Source organism: Kitasatospora sp. NPDC028961, assembly GCF_055564815.1.
In genome coordinates, this window is record NZ_JBVHVO010000010.1 from 1 (window position 1) to 19,851 (window position 19,851).

Sequence of the window (19,851 nt, forward strand, 5' to 3'; positions counted from 1 at the left end):
CCGGCCCGCCCGCCCATCGAGACGATGCCCACCTCCGGATCGAGCAGCAGGTCCAGCGCCACCCGCTGCTCGGCACTGCGCCCGCGCAGCCCGAAGGCCTCGCGCTCGCCGCGCACCAGCCGCACCCGGCCGTCGCCGGTGACCCGGCCCAGCGCCCGGCCCGGACGAGGTGGCCGGACGAGGTGGCCGGTCGGGGTGTGGCAGGTGCCCGAGGCGCTGCCAGCAGGGTGCGAGGCATGGGAACGCCGAGTGGCCGGGAGGTCGCCCCCGGGTTCGGGTGAACCCGGGGGCGACGGCGCGAGGTGCCGCGACGGGCTCAGCGCAGCCGGCGGGCGCGGAGCACCACGTCGTCGGTGTGGTGGGCGCCGGCGCCCCCCTCCGGTGCCACGCGCGGCCGCTGCTCGTCCACCTCGACCTGCCAGTCCTCGTCGAGGAGCGCGGTGACCATCGCGGGCCACACGTAGTCGGCGGGGTCGAACTCGCCCGCCTGTGCCTCCCGGGTGTCCATGCCCGCGTGGTGCACGAGCAGGAGCACGCCGCCGGGCGCGACGGCCGCGAGCAGCGCCCGCTCGGCCGCGGCACCAGGGGTGCGCAGCAGGGCCGGGTACTGCGCGGAGACCAGGTCGAAGGAGGCCGGCGGGAGCGCCGCCCCGACCAGCTCCGCGTGCACCCAGCGAACGGTCACGCCGGCGTCCCGGGCGTGCCCGGCCGCCCGCTCCAGCGCCACGCCGGAGACCTCCAGCGCGGTCACGTCCCACCCTGCGCGCGCCAGCCAGACGGCGTCCGCGCCCTCGCCGCAGCCGACGTCCAGCACCCGCCCGGGGGTGAGCCCTTCGACCTCGGCCACGAGCGCGCCGTTGGGGCGGCCGCTCCACAGTTGCTGCCGGTCGGCGTACCGGCCGTCCCACTCGGTCCGCACGGCGGGGTCCCCGAGGTACTCGCCCGCGGGCGAGGTTGCTGCGATGTCGTCGGTCATGCCCCAACGCTCGCCCGCCGCCCACCGGGTGGGCCAGTTCTGTTGCCGATCCGGCAAACCGCGCGGGAGGCCTTCGCGTGGGGGCACCGTCCCGGTCCTCTCCGGCTGCGGGGCCCGCTGCTACGATCCGCGCAGTTCAGACGCTGTATCAGACAGAGGTGGGGCCGGAAATGCAGGGCGAGAGGGACGAGCAGGACGCGAAGCCGGTGAACCGGCGCAGGCTCGTCGGCGGAATAGCCGCCGGGGTGTGTGTCCTGGGTCTGGCCGGTGCCGGGGGCCTGGCGTTGCGGGGGTCGCACGATCCGGTCCCGGCCGGGTCCTCGGTGGGTTCCGGCGCCTCGGCCGACACCTCGCCGAGCCCGACCGCTTCGGCGAGCCCCACGCCCTCGGAGCCCGCCCCGCCGGCGGAGGTCGTCCTCGCCGCCACGAGCACGCCGCCGCCGGTCGGGGCCCCCGCGCCCACCGGGCCTCCGGCAGCCCCGGCGCCGGCCCGGTCCACGGTCGCCGCACCGCCGCGCCCCTCGAAGACCGCGGCCGCCCCGAAGCCGGCGCCGACCCGGGTGCCCGCCCCGTCGCCGACCCTGGACCAGGAGAACCCGCCCGCCGCGTGGAGCCCCGGCCCGCGACCCACCCCGACCCTCCCGAAACCCCCGACCAGCTGCCCGCCCCTCCAACTCCCGAGCTGGGACGGCTGCCACCCGATCGGCCCGGTGATCACCCTCCCCCCGATGACCATCCCCCCGCAGCCGAACGTCACCCCCTCCACGGTGGCCCGCTGAGCGCGCTCCCCACGTGATCTCGGGCGAATCGTTCCTTCAGAGTCTTGTGCCGGTCGCGTTCGCCGTCGCCGTGGTCCCTCTGATCGTGATTGTGGTGGGCGGCGACTGTGAGGCCCCGTTCGGTGTCGACGGGCATCCACTCGATCCGGTCGGGGGATGCGAAGTTGCTGGGCCTGACTGCTCGCCGACGACTGAGGAGGGGCAACCTATCGGCACATCTGCCGGGGTGAGGGGCCGTCCGGCTACCTCACCACCTGGCCGGACTTCGGGTGCCTGACCGTCTCCGACCCGGTGAACCACCCCAACGCCGAAGTCACCGTCCACGGGTGTGTCGAGAACCAGGAGGAGAGGCTGACGGCCGCGCTGACGTTTTCCGGCCCCGCGACTCCGATGGGGGCTCTAACCTGGCGCGATGACGAGTCGAAACCCAGTCTCCGGTACCGGCGCGGCGGCCCTTGTGGCCGTCGGCCTCGTTCTCCTCACCGCCTGCGGCGGCGGGGGCGGCAGCAGTGCGAGCAAGGCCAAGCAGGTCGGTTGGTACCGCTCGGTCGGCGACCTCTGCGCCGTGCTGGGCGATCCCGGCCTGCCGGGGCAGCTGAGGAGTTCCATACCGGTGACGAGCGCCGGGATCGCGAGCGACCCGTCCAAGTCGCTCAGCTGCGGCTACGTCGGCGGTCCGGCGACCGAGGACTGGCGGGTGAGCGTCGACGCGACGGTCTTCGAGGCGGCCCGCGGCTGCCACTGGCTGGAGGTCGAGGCGGACATCGCGAAGTCCCCGCTCGGCGGACCCAAGCCGACCGAGACCCGGAAGTTCGAGACGACCGACGGCGGGGGGCTCGGCCAGGAGGGCTACCAGTCGTCGGTCCGGCACCCGCTCACCGACACCATCCCGGGGCCGGTCGACCAACTGGCCTTCAGGTCGGCCTTCTGCGACGGCAATCTCCGTCTGACGGTCACCGTCGACTACAGCGCGGGCTCGGAGATGTCCGCGGACTACCCGAGCGCGCTCGACAAGGCGGAGGAGGCGTCGCGGAAGAAGGCCGCCGAACTGCTCAAGCGGGCGCGGGAGGCGCTGTACGAGCGTGCGATGAGCCCGCAGCCGACGGCCACGTGACAGGCGGGCGCCCCGGCCAGAGCGAACCGCCGTACCGCGTCCCGGTGAGTGCCCCGGTTCACACGGTCACGCCGGCGGGCGGGGTGGGGCCCGGGGGGAGGTGGACGGTCATGATCAGGTCGCAGGGGCCGGTGTCCGAGGCGCGGTAGGTGTGGGGGGCGTCGCCGTCGAAGGTGGCGGTCTGGCCGGCCGCGACGGTGTGCTCGGTGCCGTCGACGACCAGGGTCATCCGGCCCGCGGTGACGCTGACGGTCTCCACGACGCCGGCCTGGTGGGGGTGGCTGGGGTAGTCCTCGCCGGGTTCGAGGTGCCAGCGCCAGACCTCGACGGGGGCCGGGCCCGAGGTGGTCAGCATGAGCCGGGCGGAGCCGCCGTGCTCGCCGGTCCACAGCGGGGCGACCGCGTCGGCCGCCACGACGCGGACCCGTCCCTCGGGCGGGCCCTGCATGAGGGCGGACACCGAGATCCCGAGGGTGTCGGCCAGCCGCACCAGGGTGGCGAGGTTGGGGTTGCCCTGCGCTCGTTCCAGGCCCACCAGGGCGCCCTTGCTGACCTGGGCGCGGCGGCCGAGTTCCTCCAGGGAGAGGCCGGCCCGCAGCCGGGCCGCCCTCACGTTGCGCGCCACCGTTCGCAGAGCCGCCGCCGTCTCGACCACCGATTACCACTCCTCGTCCCTCGGTCCGCTCAAATGTACCCCGCGGTCGTTCCGGTAACCCATCCTGGTCATTCTGTTGTACCGTGAAGTCGTTCCACTGATTGACGACGGGCATCGAAGGACGTGCTGTGACCGCTCTGCTGCTGGCCCTGTGCAGTTCACTCGCCTACGGCTGCGCCGACTTCCTGGGCGGTATGGGCGCCCGCAAGGCCCACGTCCTGCGCACCGTGATGATCGCGGCCCCCGCCAGCCTGGCGGTCGAACTCCTGCTGTGGCCTTTCCTCGGCGCCTCGTTCAGCGCCGCCGCCGTCGGCTGGGGCGCCGCCTCCGGCATCGCCTCGGCCGCCGCGTTCGTGCTGCTCTACCGGACCCTGGCGATCGGCCCGATGAGTGTGCTGTCGCCGGTGACCGCGCTGGTGTCCGCCGTGCTGCCGGTCGGGGTCGGCCTCGTGCAGGGGGAGCGGCTCTCCGCGGCCGGGCTGGTCGGCCTGCCGCTCGCGCTGGTCGCGGTCGTCCTGGTGAGCGCCGGGAGCGAGGGCCCGGCCCGGCCCTCGCGTGGCGCCCTGCTGCTCGCGTTCGGCGCGGGCGCGGCCATCGCCCTGCAGCTGATCTGCCTGCACCAGGCGCCCTCCGACAGCGGGTTGGCACCGCTGCTCACCGGTCGGGCCGTCTCCTCGGCCGCCACCCTGACCGCGGCCGGCCTGCTGTACCGGCGGCTGGGCAGCGAACGGCCCGCGTACGGGATGTCGGCGGCCGCGGGGGTGCTGGACTCCCTGGCGAACCTGCTGTTCCTGCTCGCCGCCCGCAGCGGCGACCTCGCCGTCGTCGCCGTCATCACCGCCCTCTACCCGGCCGGCACCGTCCTGCTCGCCCGGGCCGTGCTCGCCGAACGGATCCACCGTCTGCAAATCGCCGGGCTGGCGGCCGCGGCCGTCGCCGTCAGCCTGCTCGCGCTGACCTGACCGACCGCCTCCCGGGGCGCGCCGACGAGCATGCCGGGTGCCCCGGAGGAGCGGGCCGGGGGCGCCGGGCCGCGTGCTACGGTGGCGGCACCGGGAGTAAAAACGCGAGCCACTCGCGCGTATACGCGGTCTCCGACGAGCCGCCACTTCTTCACCTCGAAGGAGTGCGCCGTGCCCACCCGCCGTCCCCGTGAAGCCGCCGAGAGCCCTGCTGCCCCCGCCGAACGTCCCCGTGAAGCCGCCGAGAGCCTCGCCGCCCCCGCCGAACGTCCCCGCTCGCCGCGCTCCCTCCGCGAGGCCTGGACCGCCCTCTCCGGGCTCTCCGCCGTGTTCCTCTTCGAGATGCTCGACAACTCGGTCCTCAACGTCGCCCTGCCCACCATCGGGCGCGAGCTGTCCGCCTCGGCCACGTCCCTGCAGTGGGTCACCAGTGCGTACGCCGTGGTGTTCGGCGGGCTCATGCTCGCCCTCGGGGCGCTGGCCGACCGGGTCGGCCAGCGCAGGGTCATGCTGGTCGGGCTGGTGCTGCTCGGTGCGGCGAGCCTGGCCACCGCGTTCGTCACCACGGTGGAGCAGCTGATCGCCGTCCGCTCGGCGATGGGGATCGCGGCCGCGATGACGACGCCGGGCTCGCTCGCCCTGGCGTTCCGTCTGTTCGACGAGGACGGCCTGCGCGTCCGTGCGACGACGCTCATCTCGACGGTGGGGCTGGTCGGGCTCGCGATCGGACCCCCGGCGGGCGGTCTCGTCCTCGCCGTCGCCCCGTGGCAGACCCTGCTGCTGGTCAACGTGCCGATCGCCGCGCTCGCGTACCTCGGCATCCGGCGCGGCATCCCGGCGGACCGGGCGGACGACCTGCACCGCGACCCGGTCGACGCCGCCGGCGCGCTGCTCGGCACGGCGACGGTCGTGCTGGCGCTGGTCGCACCGACGCTCTTCGTCGAGCTGGGTGCCCGCTCGCCCCTTCCGTGGCTGACCTCGGCGGTGGCGGCCGCGGCGGCGGTCCTCTTCGTGGTCCGCGAGCGGTCGGCCCGCCACCCGCTCCTCGACCTCGAACTGGTCGCCCGCCCGCTGGTGTCGAGCGGCCTGGCCTTCAAGGGCGCGGCCGGACTGGCGACCGCCGGGCTCGGCTACCTGGTGACGCTGCACCTGCAGCTCGACCTGGGCTGGACGCCGGCGCGGGCGGCGCTCGGGATGCTGCCGCAGGTCGTCGTCCTCATCGCCGGCGGTGCCCTCGTCGGCCCGCTGATCCAGCGCGTCGGTCTCGACCGGGCCGCCTGGCTGAGCGCCGGAGCGGTGGTGTGCGGACTGGCCGTCTACGGGCTGCTGGGCCGCTTCGGGTACCCGTGGGTCGCCGTCGCGCTCGTCCTCGCCGCGGCCGGCATGCGCGTGGTCGGTGTCGTCGCCGGGACCAATGTGATGCGCGGCCTCCCCCGGAACCGGACGACGGTCGGTGCGGCGCTGGTGGACAGCGCCGGTGAGGTCGCCGCCGCGGTCGGCGTCGCGGTCGGCGGCACCGTTCTCGCGGCGCTCGTCACCGGTGACCTCACCGCCCCGGACCGGGACGCCCACCGGAGCGCGGAGCTCCTGGACGCGGTCGGCAGCGCCGGTCTCGTGCTGACCGCCGTGGCCGCGGTGCTCGTGGGCTGGGGAATCCGCCGCGCCCGGGTCGCGGACCGGGGCACGGGCACGTCCGCTGCCGAAGCGACGGCCGGGTAGCGGCTGCTCCGAGGGCGCGGACGCGGCCGGGCCGCCATGCGCGGACGGGTCGACCGGCAGGCACGGGACGGCGACTGGGGCGAGGGAGCGACCCGCATGCTGAGCGAGGCGCCAGGGCCGGCCGGCCTCGGTGCGGCTGATCGGGAACAATGTCACGAGCTTCGACCGGCGGCGGCAGGTCGTCGGGTTCGTGGAGCCGCAGGGTTCGGAGGCCCTGCTGTAGGCCGCCGCGAGCCGGGTGACAGGACCCCGCCGGGTCCTGTCACCCGCCGTCAGGCCGACGATCCGGTAGCGCTCCGGTCGGAGGCCTTCCCGGTCGCCCGGGTCAGCCACCAGGTGGCGGCCAGGCAGATCGCGGCCAGGACGAACAGGACGACCGGCACCGTCCGGACCTCAAAGAGTTCGATGGTCCTGCCCAGCGCCGGTCCGGCCGCCACCCCGCCGACCATGGACGCGGCGATCACCAGCGCGCCGGCCCGCCGCGCGGCCGGTACGGCGCGCCGCAGCCAGGGCAGCCCGGTGGGGAAGATCGGCGCGATGAACAGGCCCACGCCCGCGTACGCGTACGGGGCCAGGCCCGGCACCACGGCCGCCAGCAGGCAGAGCGCCATGCCGGCGCAGCTGACGGCGATGATGGCCGGCTCCGGCCAGCGCAGGGTCAGTGGCGCGACCAGGAAGCGGCCCAGGGTGAGCATCAGCCAGTAGGCGGAGGTCGCGGAGGCGGCGAGTGCGGCGCTGTAGCCGACCGTCTCCAGGTGGGTGGGCTCCCAGCCGCCGACGCCGGCCTCCACCGCGACGTGCAGGACGTAGAGGACCACGAACGCGGTGAGCAGGGCGGCGGTTCGGCGTCCGCGTGGGCCCGTGGGCCGGTCGGTGGTCTGCTCGGTCGGTTCGTGGTCCGTCCCGGTGGTCCGGTCGCGTACTCCCGTGAGCGGGATCAGCAGTGCGGCGGCCAGGACGGCGCAGCCCGTGAAGACGGCGGGGTAGCGGTCGGCGCCGAGCAGGCCGATCAGGGCGGGGCCGGCGATCGCGCCGATGCCGAAGTGGGCGTTGAGGATGTTGAGCATGGCCGGGCTGCGCCGGCCGAAGCCGGTGGCGAAGAGCTGGTTGAGGCCGTAGTCGAGGCCGCCGAAGCCGAGGCCGGTGACCAGGGCGCCGAGCAGGGCGAGCGGCCAGCTCGGGGAGAACGCGAAGGCGAGGCTCCCGAGGGCCATCAGGGCGTAGGAGGCGCGGAGCAGGGCGCGGTTGCCGATCCGGCCGAACGCCCGGTCGAAGGCGAGGACGCCGGTGACTCCACCGATGAAGTGGGCGCTCAGGGCGAGTCCGGCGCCCGAGGGGGAGAGCCCGAACTCCTGCCGGAGCGCGGGCAGGGCCGGTCCGTAGAGGGACTGGAGGGCGCCGATGAGGACGAAGCCGACGCAGGACGCGACGACCGCCGGGGTGCTGAACGCCCGGTCGGGCCGCAGGGCCGTGCCGGGCGGGGTGGGGAGGGTGTGCACACGGGTCTCCGGTGGGTGGGACGGTACGGGACGGGAGCTGCCGGGCCGGCCCCCGGCCGGTGAGGGCGGGGGCCGGCCCGGCAGTCGGGACCGGGTCGGGCGGTGGATCAGACCGCGGGCGGGCCGTTCAGGAAGCGGGCGGCGATCTCGTGGGCGAAGGCCATGATCGTTCCCTGCGGGCTGATGCCGGTGACGCCCGGGAGGACGGCGGCGTCGCTGACGTACAGGTTCCGGAAGCCGTGCGGGTGGCCGAGTTCGTCGCACACACCGCCCCGGTCCGGCCGGCCCATCCGGCAGGAGGCCATCGAGTGGACGGACACCAACTGCCAGTCGCCGGGCCCGACTCCCGCGCAGAAGGCCTCCACCGCGGCCAGGTCGCGCAGCGGCGCGGCGGCGGCGACCGGGGGGAGCAGTTCCACGGCGCCGGCGGCCAGCAGCAGCCGCGCGGTGTCGTGGAAGGCGGTGCGCAGGGCACGGTGGTCCTCGTCGGTCATGCCGTGCCGCAGGAGGACCCCGCCGAGCGGGGTGGCCGTGACCCGGGCCCGACCGCGCAGCCTGACCTGGGTGGTGTAGACGGCCGTCCGGTCGAGCCCGCCGAGGACGCGTTCGACCAGCTCGGGGGCGTGCCCGGCGAGGGCGGCGGCCAGGCTGCCGGGGCTCAGGTTGGACGGCATGACGAGCGTGCCGCGGTCGCTGAACTCCTGGACCTGGGTGGTGAAGATGGTCCCGTCGAGGGCGGACACCCGCTCGTCGAAGCGGGCCACCGTCCGCAGGTTGACGTGCAGGGCCAGCTCGCGGCCGGCCCGGTGGGGGTGGATCCCGCTGCGCTGCAGCAGGGCCGGGGTGCCGATCGGCCCCGCGGCGAGGAACACCGTCCGGGCCCGGTGGTACGCCCGCCGGCCGTCCTCGTCGACGGTGAGGACGCCGTGGACCTCGCGTCCGTCGTGGCGGATCCGCAGCGCCCGGGTACCGGCGACGATCCGGGCGCCGAGCGCCTCGGCCTGCGGCAGGTACGTCAGCGCCATGCTCTGCTTGGCGCCGGTGGTGCAGCCGGTGGTGCAGCGGTTGCTCCGGCGGCAGCCGTGCAGGGCGCGGTGGGCGTGCTGCCAGCGCCAGCCCAGCCGGTCGGCCCCGGTCGCGAGCAGCACGGAGTCGCGGTCGCCGCCGTCCGGCAGCTGGGGGCCGACCCGCAGCCGCTCGGTGATCCGCCGCAGGTGGGGCGCGAGGTCGGCGGCCCGGTAGCCGGAGACGCCCGAGACGGCGGCCCAGCGGTTGAGCAGGGCGGCGGGCGGCTCCCACAGCAGCCCGCCGTTGACCACCGTCGTCCCGCCGACGCACCGGCCCTCGCCGTACGCGATGGTCGGCCGGCCGAAGATCGGTGTCAGGCCGCCCTGGCGGTAGAGCTTGCGCATGTTCTCGGCCGGTGTGGCGGCGGCGAGTTCCGCGGTGCCGACCCGGGGGCCCTCCTCGATCACGGTGACGTGGTGACCCGCCTCCGCGAGGTCCCGGGCGACGGTGCCGCCGCCGGCACCGGAGCCGATCACCAGGACGTCGGCGTCGTGGACCGTGCGGGGGAGGGGGAGGCCCGGCAGGGCGGCCGTCACGGGGCGGCCACCCGGGGCGCGCGCCGGACAGCGGAACCGGGGGCGCCGGGCTCGCCGGGGTGTCCGTCGAGGGCGCCGTACAGGGCCAGCGCGGTGCTCGCCCGGATGACCTCGGCCACCCCGGGGAGGCGGCCGAGCCGTGCCATCCCGGTGCGGTCGGCGCTCGCCGGGGCCAGTCCGAGGCTGTGGCCGGTCGCGCAGCGGAACAGCGCGGGCAGGGCGCGCAGGGCCGCGGCGTACCCGAGCCGGTAGGGCAGCGGGAGGAGCGCGACGCTGCCCCGCACGTGCCGCTCGGCCGCCGCGCCGGCGGCCGGATCCCGCAGGCAGGCGTAGTGGCGCGCCCAGTACGCGGGCAGGGCGCTGGCCCGCAGCGCGCGCTCGACGTGCCGGTCGGAGCCCCGCCGCGGTTCGGAGCGCCGGGCAGGGCCGGTGGCGGGTGCGGCGGTCGGGGCGGTGGTGCGGGCCATCAGGCGGTCACCTTCTCCTTGACGAATCCCGCCAGCAGGCGGCTCGCGCCCTGCGCGAGGACCTGGTCCAGGGCGGTCAGGAAGAGGTCGACCTCCTCCGGCCCCGCGACCAGTGGGGGCGAGGCGATCAGGGCGATCTCCCGGTTGGAGCCGTAGTAGGTCAGCACGCCGTGGTCGCGGTAGAGCGCGGCGATCACCGCCGCGGTGAGCAGTTTGGGCAGCGCCCGGGGGTCCTTGGCGAAGGAGCCGGGCAGTGCGGCCCGGATCCGGTCGGGGATCCGCGGTCCGCCGCGCAGGAGGAGGCCGTGCAGGGCGCCCCGGCCGCGGGTGCCGGCCACCAGCCGGGGGTGGCGCTCGACCAACTCAGCGAGCCCGGCGCCCAGTTGGGCGCCTATCCGGCCGGCCCGGCCGGGGAAGTCCTCGTCGACGGCGACCGCGACGGCCTCCAGGGCGGTGGCGGTCTCCTCGCCGAAGCCGTAGTAGGTGGTGCTGTGCAGGGTCGCGTCGGCGAGGTTGTCGTAGGCCCTGCGGAACACCGGCTCGCGTGCGACGTAGCAGGAGATCGACGCCTTGCCGCCGCCGAAGGACTTGGACATCGCCAGGACGTCCGGCACCAGGCCGGGGTGGTGCATGAAGTGGAACAGCTCCCCGGTCCGGCCCCAGCCCGTGTAGACCTCGTCGAAGACCAGCACGACGTCGAGTTCGGTGCAGATCCGGCGCACCTCGCGCAGGAACTCCGGGGAGCACTCGCGCAGGCTGGACGCGCTGAACGGCTCCAGGACCACCGCGTAGACGTCGCAGCCGCCGTCGGACCCGCGGTGCCGGTCCAGGGCCGCGGTGAAGGAGTCCAGGTCGCCGAAGGCGAAGGAGTCGGTGCCGGGGATCTCCGGGAACGGGAAGTGGAGCTCCGGGGAGGCGGTCAGGCTGCCGGCGCCCAGGAGCTTGCCGTGGAAGGCGATGTCGGTGTGCAGCACCGTCCCGCGCCGCCCGCCGTGGTACTTGTAGGCGAGCTTGACGGCGCCCTCCACCGCCTCGGCACCGGAGTTGGGGAAGTAGCTCACGTTCAGGTCACCGGGCAGCAGGGCGGCCAGGTTGTGGCCGAGCGCGGCCACGTACGGGGAGAAGTAGTTCTTGTGCACCTCCATCCGGCCCTCCTGCCGGAAGCGGTCGCGGACGGCGAGGATCCGGGGGTGGTTGTGGCCGTGGTTCAGGACGCCGACGCCGCCGGTGAAGTCCAGGATCCGCCGCCCGCCGACCAGGTGGATCCAGGCGCCCTCGGCGTGGTCCACCAGGTCGCGGCCGAAGCCGAAGGAGCCGATCAGCGCGACCTGGCTGCGGCTGACGTGCGCGCCGTACAGCTCGTGGATCCGCTCGATCCCGAGGGTGGCGCACTCGTCGAAGGTGATGAGGTCACTCATGGGCTGCTCCGTCGGTGTTCGGGTTCGTCTCCTGGCGCCGGCCGGGTTCCGGCGAGGGCTGCGGCCGCTCGCGGACGGCGTGTTCGAGGTGCTCGGCCATCAGGAGGGCGGCCTGCCGCCCGCCGCGGACGGCGTAGTTGGTGCCCCGGTCCTCGGGGAAGACCTGGGCCATCCCGGCGAGGTAGAGACCGGGGACGCGGGTCCGCAGCGGCGGCATGGTGCGGGTGTAGCCGGGGGTGACGACCGGCTGGGCGTACTCGGCGCGCCAGACGTGGTAGCCCTCGACCCAGGTCCGGTCGAAGCCGGGGAACATTCGCCGCAGGTGCGGCAGGCTGTACTCGAAGACCTCCCGGTCGCTCATCCGGTAGAGCTCCGCGTCGGCGGGCAGGTACTTGGACAGGTAGACGACGTGGCGGCCGCCGTAGCGCCCGGGGTCGTCCATGTTGGTGTGCTCGATGACCCCGACGTACGGGAAGGCCGGGTCGTTGACGTTCAGCCAGTAGGTGTCGGAGAGCCGGCGGTTGTTCTCCAGCACCAGGCAGACGTTGGCCAGGTACCGGATCTGCCGCAGCTGCCTGGTCAGCGCCGGGACGGCCGGATGGTCGGCCCCGGGCGTCGCCAGCAGGCGGGCGGTCTGTTCGGGGGCGGTGGTGACCAGCACCTGGCGGGCCGGGTGCAGCCGGCCGCCGGCCGACACCGCGGTCAGGCCGCGTCCGTCCGCGTGCAGGGCGTCGACCGGGACGCCGGTGCGCACGTCCACCCCGAGTGCGGTCAGGCGGTCGACCAGGGCGGAGAGCAGCGCCTTGCTGCCGCCCCGCAGGTAGTACAGCGTCTCGCTGCCGGACTTGGTGCGGCTGCCGCCGCGCAGGTGCAGCTTGGTCCACATCCAGGTGGCGCCGACCTGCGACGCGTAGGCGCCGAACTTGCCCTCCAGCAGCGGACGCCAGACCACCTCGTAGACCCGGCGGCCGCCCAGCGAGATCAGCCACTCCTCGGCCGTGCGGTGCTCCAGCTCCCGCCAGTTGCGCACCCGGCCGGCGCGCAGGGCCAGCAGGCCGAGCCGGATCCGGTCGCCGAGGGCGAGCGGGGTGAACCGCAGCACGTCGATCGGCTTGGAGAGCTTGAAGATGGAGTTGGCGTAGTACAGGCCGGTACGGGTCAGGTGCGGTTCCACGGCGTCGGCGATGCCCAGCTCCTCGCAGAGCCGCAGGATGTCGGTGTCGGAGGAGAACCAGTGGTGGTAGAAGCGCTCCAGGTCGCGGCCGCCCACGTCGAACGAGGCCGCGAGGCCGCCGACTTCGTCCTCCGCCTCCAGGACGCGGACGCGGTGCCCCCGGGCGGCGAGCTCCAGCGCGGCGGACAGGCCGGTGAAGCCGGCGCCGACGATCACGGTGTCGACCGGCTCCTCGGGGCCGAGCGCCGCCGGGGCGGGCATGGTGTCGACGGTGGTGGTCACCGGGCCACCCCCGAGACGGCCGCCGCCGCGGGCAGGTGGGCCCTCGGTACGGGGTCGATGCGTTCCCGGACGACGTAGGGCGGGCGGTCCTGGACGTGCCGCAGCGTGGCGTTCACGTACTCGCCGAGGATGCCGAGGGCGATCGCCTGGGCTCCGAAGGCGAAGGCCGACCACGCGGTCCTCGGGTCGCGCCGGAGCAGGCCGAGACCGGCGCCGGAGGTCATCGCGGTGAGGCCGACCGCGGTGGTCGCCCGGACCGGCACGGCCGAACCGGAGATGATGCCGCGACGGGAGAGTTCGAGCATCTTGCGCAGCGTGTACTTGGACTCGCCCGAGGCCCGCGGGTCGCGGCGGTACTCGACCGAGGTCTCCGGCAGGCCGGTCCAGCTGACCGCCCCGCGCAGGAAGAGCTCGTGGTCGGCCATGCCGTCGAGCAGGTCGACCACCGCGCGGTCGAGCAGCCGGAAGTCGCCGGTGTCCAGGGCCACCGGATGGCCGGAGATGCCCTGCAGCAGGCGGTAGTAGGCGAACGCCGAGGCCCGTTTGGCGACCCCCTCGCCCAGCCGGCCGGTGCGCCGGGCCGAGACCACCGACCAGCCGTCCCACCAGCGGGAGACCAGTTCGGGGATGAGCTCGGGCGGGTCCTGGAGGTCCGCGTCGATGAGCACGACCGCGTCCCCGGCCGCCTCCCGCAGCCCTGCCAGGCAGCCGGCCTGGTGGCCGAAGTTCCGGCTCAGCCGCAGGGCCCGGACGCCGTCGGAGGCGGCCGCGAACTCCTCCAGCAGCGACCAGGTGCCGTCGGTGCTGCCGTCGTCGACGTAGACGATCTCGTACGTCACCCGGCGGCCCGGCCGCAGCGCGCGGGTCAGCCGGGCGTGGGTCGCGCGGAGCACCGATTCCTCGTTGAAGCAGGGCAGGACGACGGTCACCAGGGCCGTGGTCGCCGTCCTCGGTGAGACATGACGGGTGGGCATGCGACATCTCCTCTGTGCGAGTGTGTTTGATTTCGCTCGAACAAGGTGGCGCTGTTCGCTCAGGTCTGGGTTCGTCTCAGGGCCGGAACCGCCGACGGTTCGGTCATCCTGGAAGGTCATGACGGGGGCTCCGCTGCGGCACTGCAGCGGGGGTTCCGAATGCCCGCAGCCCGATGCGCCAACAGTAAACACAATCGAACGCAACCGCACGGGTTCCAGAGTTGAATCACCATCACATCGGCCCGCACCGACGGGAATCGGCCATCCTCCGGCCGGACCACCCCACCCGGGTCCGCTCCGTGCCCCCGCACCGCCGCCCGCCCGGACCGGAATCACGGGACCCGCCGCGAACAGGCACGTCGGTGCCCCCCTCGGCCGGCGGCTCCGGCCGCGCGACGGAACGGCGGCGGTGCTCCGGACGGGGCGGCGCGGGCGTGAGGTGCGGCGCGGGCGCCACCGCGGGGGCCCGCCATCAGGACCGGAAACCGCCGCCGGGGCTGGACAGCTTGGCGGATACCCGCCGTCCGTCGCGGTGTCCGACGCCATTTGCGCGGTCGCGCCTTGCCGCGTCCCCGCGCAGGGCCGCGCCCCTGCCTGCGTCCCCTTGCCCCCGGGCCGGGCCCGGCCGCGGCTCGGCCCGGGTGGACAGCGGTGGACAGGAGTGAACAGTCCCCGTCCCCGCCGGCCCTGGAGAGTGGACAACGCTCCGCACGAGTCTGTGCCCATGACCGATGCACACACGCACACCGACCGGGCCGGACCCCGGGCCACCCGGCCGGGAGCCGCCCTCGCGGCGCTCGCGGCGGCCCAGTTCACCGTCATGCTCGCCACCTCGATCGTGAACGTGGCCCTCCCGCAGATCCGCACCGGCGTCGGCCTGTCGGACGGCGGGACCACCTGGGTGGTCAACGCCTACGGCCTGGCCTTCGGGGCGCTGCTCCTAGCCGGCGGCCGGGCGGGCGACCTCCTCGGCCGCCGCCCGGTGCTGATGTCCGGCCTCGGGCTGTTCGTGGCGGCCTCGCTGGCGGCCGGCCTGGCCGGCACCCCGGGCGTACTGATCGCCGCCCGCGCGGCGCAGGGCCTCGCCGCCGCCGCGATCGCGCCGGCCGCGCTCGCCCTGGCGATGGGCCAGTTCCCCTCCGGACCCGGGCGTGGCCGGGCGCTGGGCGTGTGGGGCGCGGTCTCCGGCGCGGGGGGAGCGGGCGGCGTCCTGCTGGGCGGTGTCCTCACCCAGGCCTGGGGCTGGCCCTGGATCTTCCACTCGGTCGCGCTCGGCACGGCGCTGGTCCTGGCCGCCGTGGCGGTGCTCGTGCCACCGGAGACCGGCGCGCGGACGGGGCGGTTCGACCTGCTGGGCACCGCCACCGTCACCCTCTCGCTGACCTGTCTCGTCTGGGGCCTGACCACCGCACGCGGCGCCGGCTGGACGGACACCCGGGTGCTGGGCGCGCTCGGCGCGGCCGCGGCGCTGTTCGCGGCCTTCGTCGTGGTCGAACGCGGCCGCCCCGACGCGCTGGTGCCGCGCCGACTGCTCACCACCGGCCGGGTCGCCGCGGGCAACCTGCTGATGGCGCTGCTGGGATCGGTGTGGATCGCGCTGTTCTTCTTCCTGCCGCTCTACCAGCAACAGGTGCTCGGATCCGGGCCGCTGGCCACCGGGGCGGGCCAACTCCCGCTCGCGGCAGCCAATATGATCGGTGCGTCGCTGGCGCCCCGGATCGCCCGGCGGCTCGGCGCCACCGCGACCGTCACCGCGGCGCTGCTCACCGAGGCCGCCGGGCTGCTGTGGCTGTCACGGATCAACGCGGACGGAAGCTACCTCGCCGACATCCTCGGCCCCAGCGTCCTGGTCGGCCTCGGTCTGAGCGTCGCCTTCGTCCAGCTCACCGCGCTCGCCGTGGACGGCGTCCCGCCGCAGGACGCGGGCCTGGCCGGCGGCCTGGTCAACACCACCCGACAGGTCGGCGGCGCGATCGGCCTCGCCGCCCTGGCCACCCTGGCCGGTTCGGTCACCGCCGGCGCCGCCGGCCAAGCGTCGCACGCGGCAGCCCTCACCAGCGGGTACCGGGCCGCCTTCCTCGTCTCCGCCCTCGTCCTCGCCGTCAGCGCGGCGCTCGCCGGGTACCTGGCCCGCCGCCCGGTCCGCGCCCCGGCGGCCACGGCCGTCCCGCTCCCGCTGACCGGTCGCTGACCACCGCACAGCCCCCGACCATCCGTCACCACCGAGAAGGAACCCCGCCATGAGCACCGAGAAGCCCTACCTGACCGGTCACTTCACCCCCGTCGTCGACGAGGTCACCGCCACCGGCCTGACCGTGGAGGGCCACCTGCCGCCCGAGCTGACCGGCCGGCTGCTCCGCAACGGCCACAACCCCAAGCCCGGCGTCACCCCCACCCACTGGTTCAAGGGCAGCGGCATGGTGCACGGCATCCGGCTGCGGGACGGCCGCGCCGAGTGGTACCGCAACCGCTGGGTGCGGACCCCCGCCCTGGACGGTGCCCCCTACCTGACGGAGCACGGCCCGGACCTGACCGCCAGCGCCGCCGGCACCCACATCATCGAGCACGCCGGGCGCCTCCTCGCGCTCTGCGAGGCCAACCTGCCCTTCGAACTCACCCCGGAGCTCGACACCGTGGGCGCCTACGACTTCGGCGGCAAGCTGACGTCCGCGATGACCGCGCACCCCAAGGAGGACCCGGTCACCGGGGAACTCCACTTCTTCGGCTCCTCGCCGTTCCCGCCGTTCCTGACGTACCACGTCGCCGACGCCAAGGGCGAGATCGTCCACACCGCCGAGGTCCCGGGCGCGAGTGCCGCCCTCAAGCACGACTTCGCGCTCACCAGCGGCCATGTGGTCTTCGTCGAGGGCAACGTCACCTTCGACCCCGCCGAGCACTCCGGCATCCCCTACAGCTGGAGCGACACCCAGCTCTCCCGCATCGGCATCATGCCGCGCGGCGCCGACGGGGCCCGCCACGTCCGCTGGTTCTCCATCGAGCCGGGCAACATGCTGCACGTCGGCAACGCCTACGAGGACGGCCGGGGCCGCGTCGTCCTGGAGGGTCCCACGGTGGACCGCGAGGGCTTCCGGCTCTCCTGGAACTGGTGGGTGGGCGCGCCCGGGCGCGGCACCGAGCCGGTCGCCCGCTCGCTCACCCGCCGCTGGGTGGTCGACCTGGCCGCCGGTACGGTCGACGAGCAGATCATCGACGACCTCGCGGTGGAGTTCCCGACCCTCAACGAGCGGTACCTCGGCGCCGAGAACCGCTACCAGTACGCCATCTCCTTCCCCGACGAGCAGGGCTTCGGCGGCTACGGCGTCGTCAAGTACGACCGCACCACCGGTGCCCGGCGGATCCACCAGGTCGGCGACGCCCGGCTGCCGAGCGAGGCGGTCTTCGTGCCCGCCGACGGTGCCACCCGCGAGGACGACGGCTACCTGCTGACGGTCGTGTCCGACCTCAAGCAGGACGCGTCCCAGCTGCTGGTCCTGGACGCCTCCGGCCTGGACCGGATCGCCACCGTCCACCTGCCGCAGCGGGTGAGCGCCGGGCTGCACGGCTCGTGGATCCCGGACGCGACCGAGGGGTGACCTCGGCGGCGAGCGCGGCGGCCCGGGCAACGGTTCATCCGTTGCCCGGGCCCCCGGTTTCAAACAGTGTTTGAAACCGGCCTGGGTCGCGCTATTGTCATGATCAGTAAATCGCACACGGCTCGGAGGGGGGTGGTGACGATGGACATCGTTCTGTTCAACGTGACCACGGCGGCACTGATGGTGCTGATGTTCAAGGGCGGTCTCGCCCTGGTCGGCCAGAACACGCTGACCGCGCGGCGGATCCCCTGGGCGGCGGTCGCGCTGACCGCGGTCGCGCTCGGTGGCGTCGCCCTCCAGCTCTGCTGGTCGGGGGCGATGGGAGCGTTCGACGCCGACCCGGCGAAGTCCGGCTGGTGGCGCGTGGTCACCTCGGTCTTCATGCAGAACGGCGGCATCGGCGGCGCGGCCTGGAACATCGCCACCCTCGCCGTCGTCGCGGCCTTCGCCGACTGGTTCTGGGGCGCGCCGCTGACGCTCGGCCTGTTCGCCGCGGGCATCCTGCTGCCCGAGCAGATCGACAAGCTGTGGGGCCAGACCTCGCACAGCACCGACCCGCGCAACTTCGCCGGCAGCTCGGGCGCCACCTACTTCCTCGGCGCGACGCTGGCCGCGGCCCTGCTGCTGCACGGCGGGGCCGACCAGCGCCTCGGCCGGGCCGGTGGCGAGGGCGACCGGGCCGCGGCCGGCAAGGCCGTCCGCATCGACCGGCTGCTCGCCTTCGGTGTGCCCGCGCTCGGGCTGGCGATGTGGTTCGCCCAGGAGAACGGCCACGGGCTGGTCTCCGCCTACGGCTTCGTCCTGGGGGCGCTCGCCTGGGCCGCGTTCCGCACGGTGCTCCACCCGGACCGCGACCTGCGGCAGGCGCCGCGCAGGACCGTCGGCGCGCTGACCGGCCTCGTCGGCCGCCGTGCCGGGAACGCGGGTTAGCCGCTGACGCCGCGCGCCGCGCGCCGGGCCACCGTTACCACGAGGGAGAGAGCATGTCGGAAGACCTGCGCCGGGACGTGTCGAAGCTCGTCGACCAGGAGGTGGCCAGGATCCTCGAAGCGACCGACCGCGACGTGACCCGGACGGTCAACCGCGCGCTGGGCGTGGCGGAAACCGCCCCGGCGTTCGACACCGCCCGCTGGCAGGCCCGGCTCGGCGAGCTCCTGGCCGCCCACCACATCCCCGGCGCCGCCCTGGCCGTCCTCGCCGACGGCGGGATCCACGAGGTGGCGGCCGGCATCCTGCATACCGGCACCGGCGTCGCGGTGACCCCGGACTCCGTGTTCCAGATCGGTTCCGTCAGCAAGGGCTACACCGCCGCCCTGGTGGTCCTGCTCGCCGACGCCGGGAAGCTGGACCTCGACGCCCCGGTCGCGGACGTCCTGCCGGACTTCGCGCTCGCCGACGCCGGGGCCGCCCGGACGATCACCCCGCGCCAACTGCTGAACCACACCAGCGGCATCGAGGGCGACTACGTCAACGACACCGGGCGCGGAGACGACTGCCTGGCCCGGTACGTCGAGGGCGTGCGGACGGTCGGCCTGACCAACCCGCCCGGCGTCACCATGTCCTACTCCAGCACCGCCTACAACGTCCTCGGCCGGATCGTCGAGGTGGTCACCGGCGGGACGTGGGACGAGGCGCTCAGGGAACTGCTCCTCACCCCGCTCGGGCTGGAGCACACCATGACCCTGCCCGAGGAGGTGCTGCGCTTCCGCGCCGCCATGGGGCACATGGGCGAACCGGGCGAGACCCCCGTCCCCACGCCGCTCTGGAACATGCTGCCCCGCTCGGCCGGCCCGTACGGCGGGATCAGCGCGACCGCAGCCGACGTGGCCCGGTTCGCCCGCGTCTTTGTGGACGGGGGCAAAGCGCCGGACGGCACGCGGGTGTTCCCGGCCGCCGTGGTCGACGCGATGCTGACCCGCGAGGTCGAGATGCCCGACCAGTGGTTCCTCGGCGCCCACTGGGGCCTCGGCTGGGGCCTGTTCGAGTGGGACGGCGCACGCGGCTTCGGCCATGACGGCAGCACCTTCGGCCAGCTCGCCTACCTGCGCGCCATCCCGGAGAAGGGCCTCGCCATCGCCCTGCTGACCAACGGCGGCGGCGCCGCGCCCAAGGTCTTCGAGACGCTCTGCCGCGAACTCTGCGCCGAACTCGCCGGCGTCACCATGCCGGGGTTCGCACCGGCCGCCGAACCCGTGGCCGTGGAGACGGGACCGTTCCTCGGCAGCTACCGGCGCGAGGGCTTCCTGATGACCATCGCCGACGGCGACGCCGGCCCGGGCACGCTGCGCCTCACGTACGAGGGGGCGGACGGCCTGGCGGGCACCTTCGACCCGCTGACCTGGCACCTGACCCCGGTCTCGGCCACCCCGGCGAAGACGGTCTACGCCGGCCGCCGCAACGAGAAGGACGCGTGGATACCGGTGGTGTTCTACGCCCTCGCCGACGGCAGCCGCTACGTCCACTTCGGCGTCCGCGCCACCGCCCGGTCGGGGCGGGGCGCGTAGCACCTCCCCGCAGACGAGCAGTCCGGGACCCGGGCCGTACCCCCCCCCCCGCCGGTCCGCACCTCATTGCCGTCCTGCTCTCACTGCGTTTCCCCCCGCACCCCCCCGCTCCCCCCGCCCCACCCCCCCCC

Annotated in this window: 16 protein-coding genes and 1 pseudogene; 8 read left to right on the forward strand and 9 right to left on the reverse strand. The window is 74.7% G+C overall.

Annotated elements, in window-relative coordinates; all coding sequences use genetic code 11:
• Together ACZ4UX_RS19495 and ACZ4UX_RS19500 are read right to left on the reverse strand one after the other, a co-directional pair.
• Window positions 1-161 (reverse strand): annotated as a pseudogene (locus tag ACZ4UX_RS19495) (PhoH family protein); the annotation flags it as partial.
• A 155-nt stretch (window positions 162-316) separates the two neighbouring features.
• Window positions 317-976 (reverse strand): class I SAM-dependent methyltransferase, encoded by a 660-nt coding sequence (locus tag ACZ4UX_RS19500; RefSeq protein WP_465707534.1) that lies wholly within the window; start codon window positions 974-976, stop codon window positions 317-319.
• A gap of 170 nt (window positions 977-1,146) precedes the next feature.
• Between ACZ4UX_RS19500 and ACZ4UX_RS19505 the strand changes: the two genes are divergently transcribed.
• Together ACZ4UX_RS19505 and ACZ4UX_RS19510 are read left to right on the forward strand one after the other, a co-directional pair.
• Complete coding sequence (locus ACZ4UX_RS19505) at window positions 1,147-1,755, forward strand: hypothetical protein (RefSeq protein ID WP_465707535.1); 609 nt, start codon at window positions 1,147-1,149, stop codon at window positions 1,753-1,755.
• 412 nt (window positions 1,756-2,167) lie between these two features.
• Entirely contained in the window at window positions 2,168-2,869 is a 702-nt protein-coding gene (locus tag ACZ4UX_RS19510) for a hypothetical protein (RefSeq protein WP_465707536.1), read from the forward strand.
• Window positions 2,870-2,927: 58 nt separating this feature from the next.
• On the opposite strand, the gene ACZ4UX_RS19515 is transcribed toward ACZ4UX_RS19510, so the two are convergent.
• The gene (locus ACZ4UX_RS19515; RefSeq protein ID WP_465707537.1) at window positions 2,928-3,524 is read right to left on the reverse strand and encodes a helix-turn-helix domain-containing protein; all 597 of its coding nucleotides are present in this window, start codon (window positions 3,522-3,524) and stop codon (window positions 2,928-2,930) included.
• A 128-nt stretch (window positions 3,525-3,652) separates the two neighbouring features.
• On the opposite strand from ACZ4UX_RS19515, the gene ACZ4UX_RS19520 reads away from it, so the two are divergent.
• Window positions 3,653-4,486 carry an EamA family transporter gene (locus ACZ4UX_RS19520; protein ID WP_465707538.1) on the forward strand — a complete coding sequence of 278 codons (834 nt, stop codon included), beginning with the start codon at window positions 3,653-3,655 and terminating at the stop codon, window positions 4,484-4,486.
• Between the two features lie 171 nt (window positions 4,487-4,657).
• Window positions 4,658-6,205, forward strand: coding sequence for an MFS transporter (locus ACZ4UX_RS19525; RefSeq protein WP_465707539.1), 1,548 nt, complete (start codon window positions 4,658-4,660; stop codon window positions 6,203-6,205).
• Between the two features lie 272 nt (window positions 6,206-6,477).
• Here ACZ4UX_RS19525 and ACZ4UX_RS19530 read toward each other — a convergent pair whose 3' ends face one another.
• From ACZ4UX_RS19530 to ACZ4UX_RS19555, 6 genes are all read right to left on the reverse strand, one after another.
• Window positions 6,478-7,704, reverse strand: a complete 1,227-nt coding sequence (locus ACZ4UX_RS19530) for an MFS transporter (RefSeq protein ID WP_465707540.1) — start codon at window positions 7,702-7,704, stop codon at window positions 6,478-6,480.
• A 107-nt stretch (window positions 7,705-7,811) separates the two neighbouring features.
• The gene (locus tag ACZ4UX_RS19535; protein ID WP_465707541.1) at window positions 7,812-9,308 is read right to left on the reverse strand and encodes a GMC family oxidoreductase N-terminal domain-containing protein; all 1,497 of its coding nucleotides are present in this window, start codon (window positions 9,306-9,308) and stop codon (window positions 7,812-7,814) included.
• Window positions 9,305-9,775 carry a hypothetical protein gene (locus ACZ4UX_RS19540; RefSeq protein WP_465707542.1) on the reverse strand — a complete coding sequence of 157 codons (471 nt, stop codon included), beginning with the start codon at window positions 9,773-9,775 and terminating at the stop codon, window positions 9,305-9,307. Before ACZ4UX_RS19540 ends, ACZ4UX_RS19535 begins: the two co-directional genes overlap by 4 nt.
• The gene (locus ACZ4UX_RS19545; protein ID WP_465707543.1) at window positions 9,775-11,193 is read right to left on the reverse strand and encodes an aspartate aminotransferase family protein; all 1,419 of its coding nucleotides are present in this window, start codon (window positions 11,191-11,193) and stop codon (window positions 9,775-9,777) included. Before ACZ4UX_RS19545 ends, ACZ4UX_RS19540 begins: the two co-directional genes overlap by 1 nt.
• A complete protein-coding gene (locus ACZ4UX_RS19550; RefSeq protein WP_465707544.1) occupies window positions 11,186-12,649 on the reverse strand; it encodes an NAD(P)/FAD-dependent oxidoreductase in 1,464 nt (487 codons plus the stop codon). The genes ACZ4UX_RS19545 and ACZ4UX_RS19550 overlap by 8 nt, the downstream gene beginning before the upstream one ends.
• Complete coding sequence (locus tag ACZ4UX_RS19555) at window positions 12,646-13,623, reverse strand: glycosyltransferase family 2 protein (protein ID WP_396489432.1); 978 nt, start codon at window positions 13,621-13,623, stop codon at window positions 12,646-12,648. Before ACZ4UX_RS19555 ends, ACZ4UX_RS19550 begins: the two co-directional genes overlap by 4 nt.
• A 724-nt stretch (window positions 13,624-14,347) precedes the next feature.
• On the opposite strand from ACZ4UX_RS19555, the gene ACZ4UX_RS19560 reads away from it, so the two are divergent.
• The 4 genes from ACZ4UX_RS19560 to ACZ4UX_RS19575 all read left to right on the forward strand — a co-directional run bounded on the left by ACZ4UX_RS19560 (window position 14,348) and on the right by ACZ4UX_RS19575 (window position 19,720).
• A complete protein-coding gene (locus tag ACZ4UX_RS19560) occupies window positions 14,348-15,814 on the forward strand; it encodes an MFS transporter (RefSeq protein WP_465707545.1) in 1,467 nt (488 codons plus the stop codon).
• A 49-nt stretch (window positions 15,815-15,863) separates the two neighbouring features.
• Complete coding sequence (locus ACZ4UX_RS19565) at window positions 15,864-17,216, forward strand: carotenoid oxygenase family protein (protein WP_465707546.1); 1,353 nt, start codon at window positions 15,864-15,866, stop codon at window positions 17,214-17,216.
• A gap of 141 nt (window positions 17,217-17,357) precedes the next feature.
• Window positions 17,358-18,146: a hypothetical protein gene (locus tag ACZ4UX_RS19570; RefSeq protein WP_465707547.1), complete on the forward strand. Its 789-nt coding sequence runs from the start codon at window positions 17,358-17,360 to the stop codon at window positions 18,144-18,146.
• A gap of 53 nt (window positions 18,147-18,199) precedes the next feature.
• Window positions 18,200-19,720: a serine hydrolase domain-containing protein gene (locus tag ACZ4UX_RS19575; RefSeq protein ID WP_465707548.1), complete on the forward strand. Its 1,521-nt coding sequence runs from the start codon at window positions 18,200-18,202 to the stop codon at window positions 19,718-19,720.
• The last annotated feature ends 131 nt before the right edge of the window (window positions 19,721-19,851 follow it).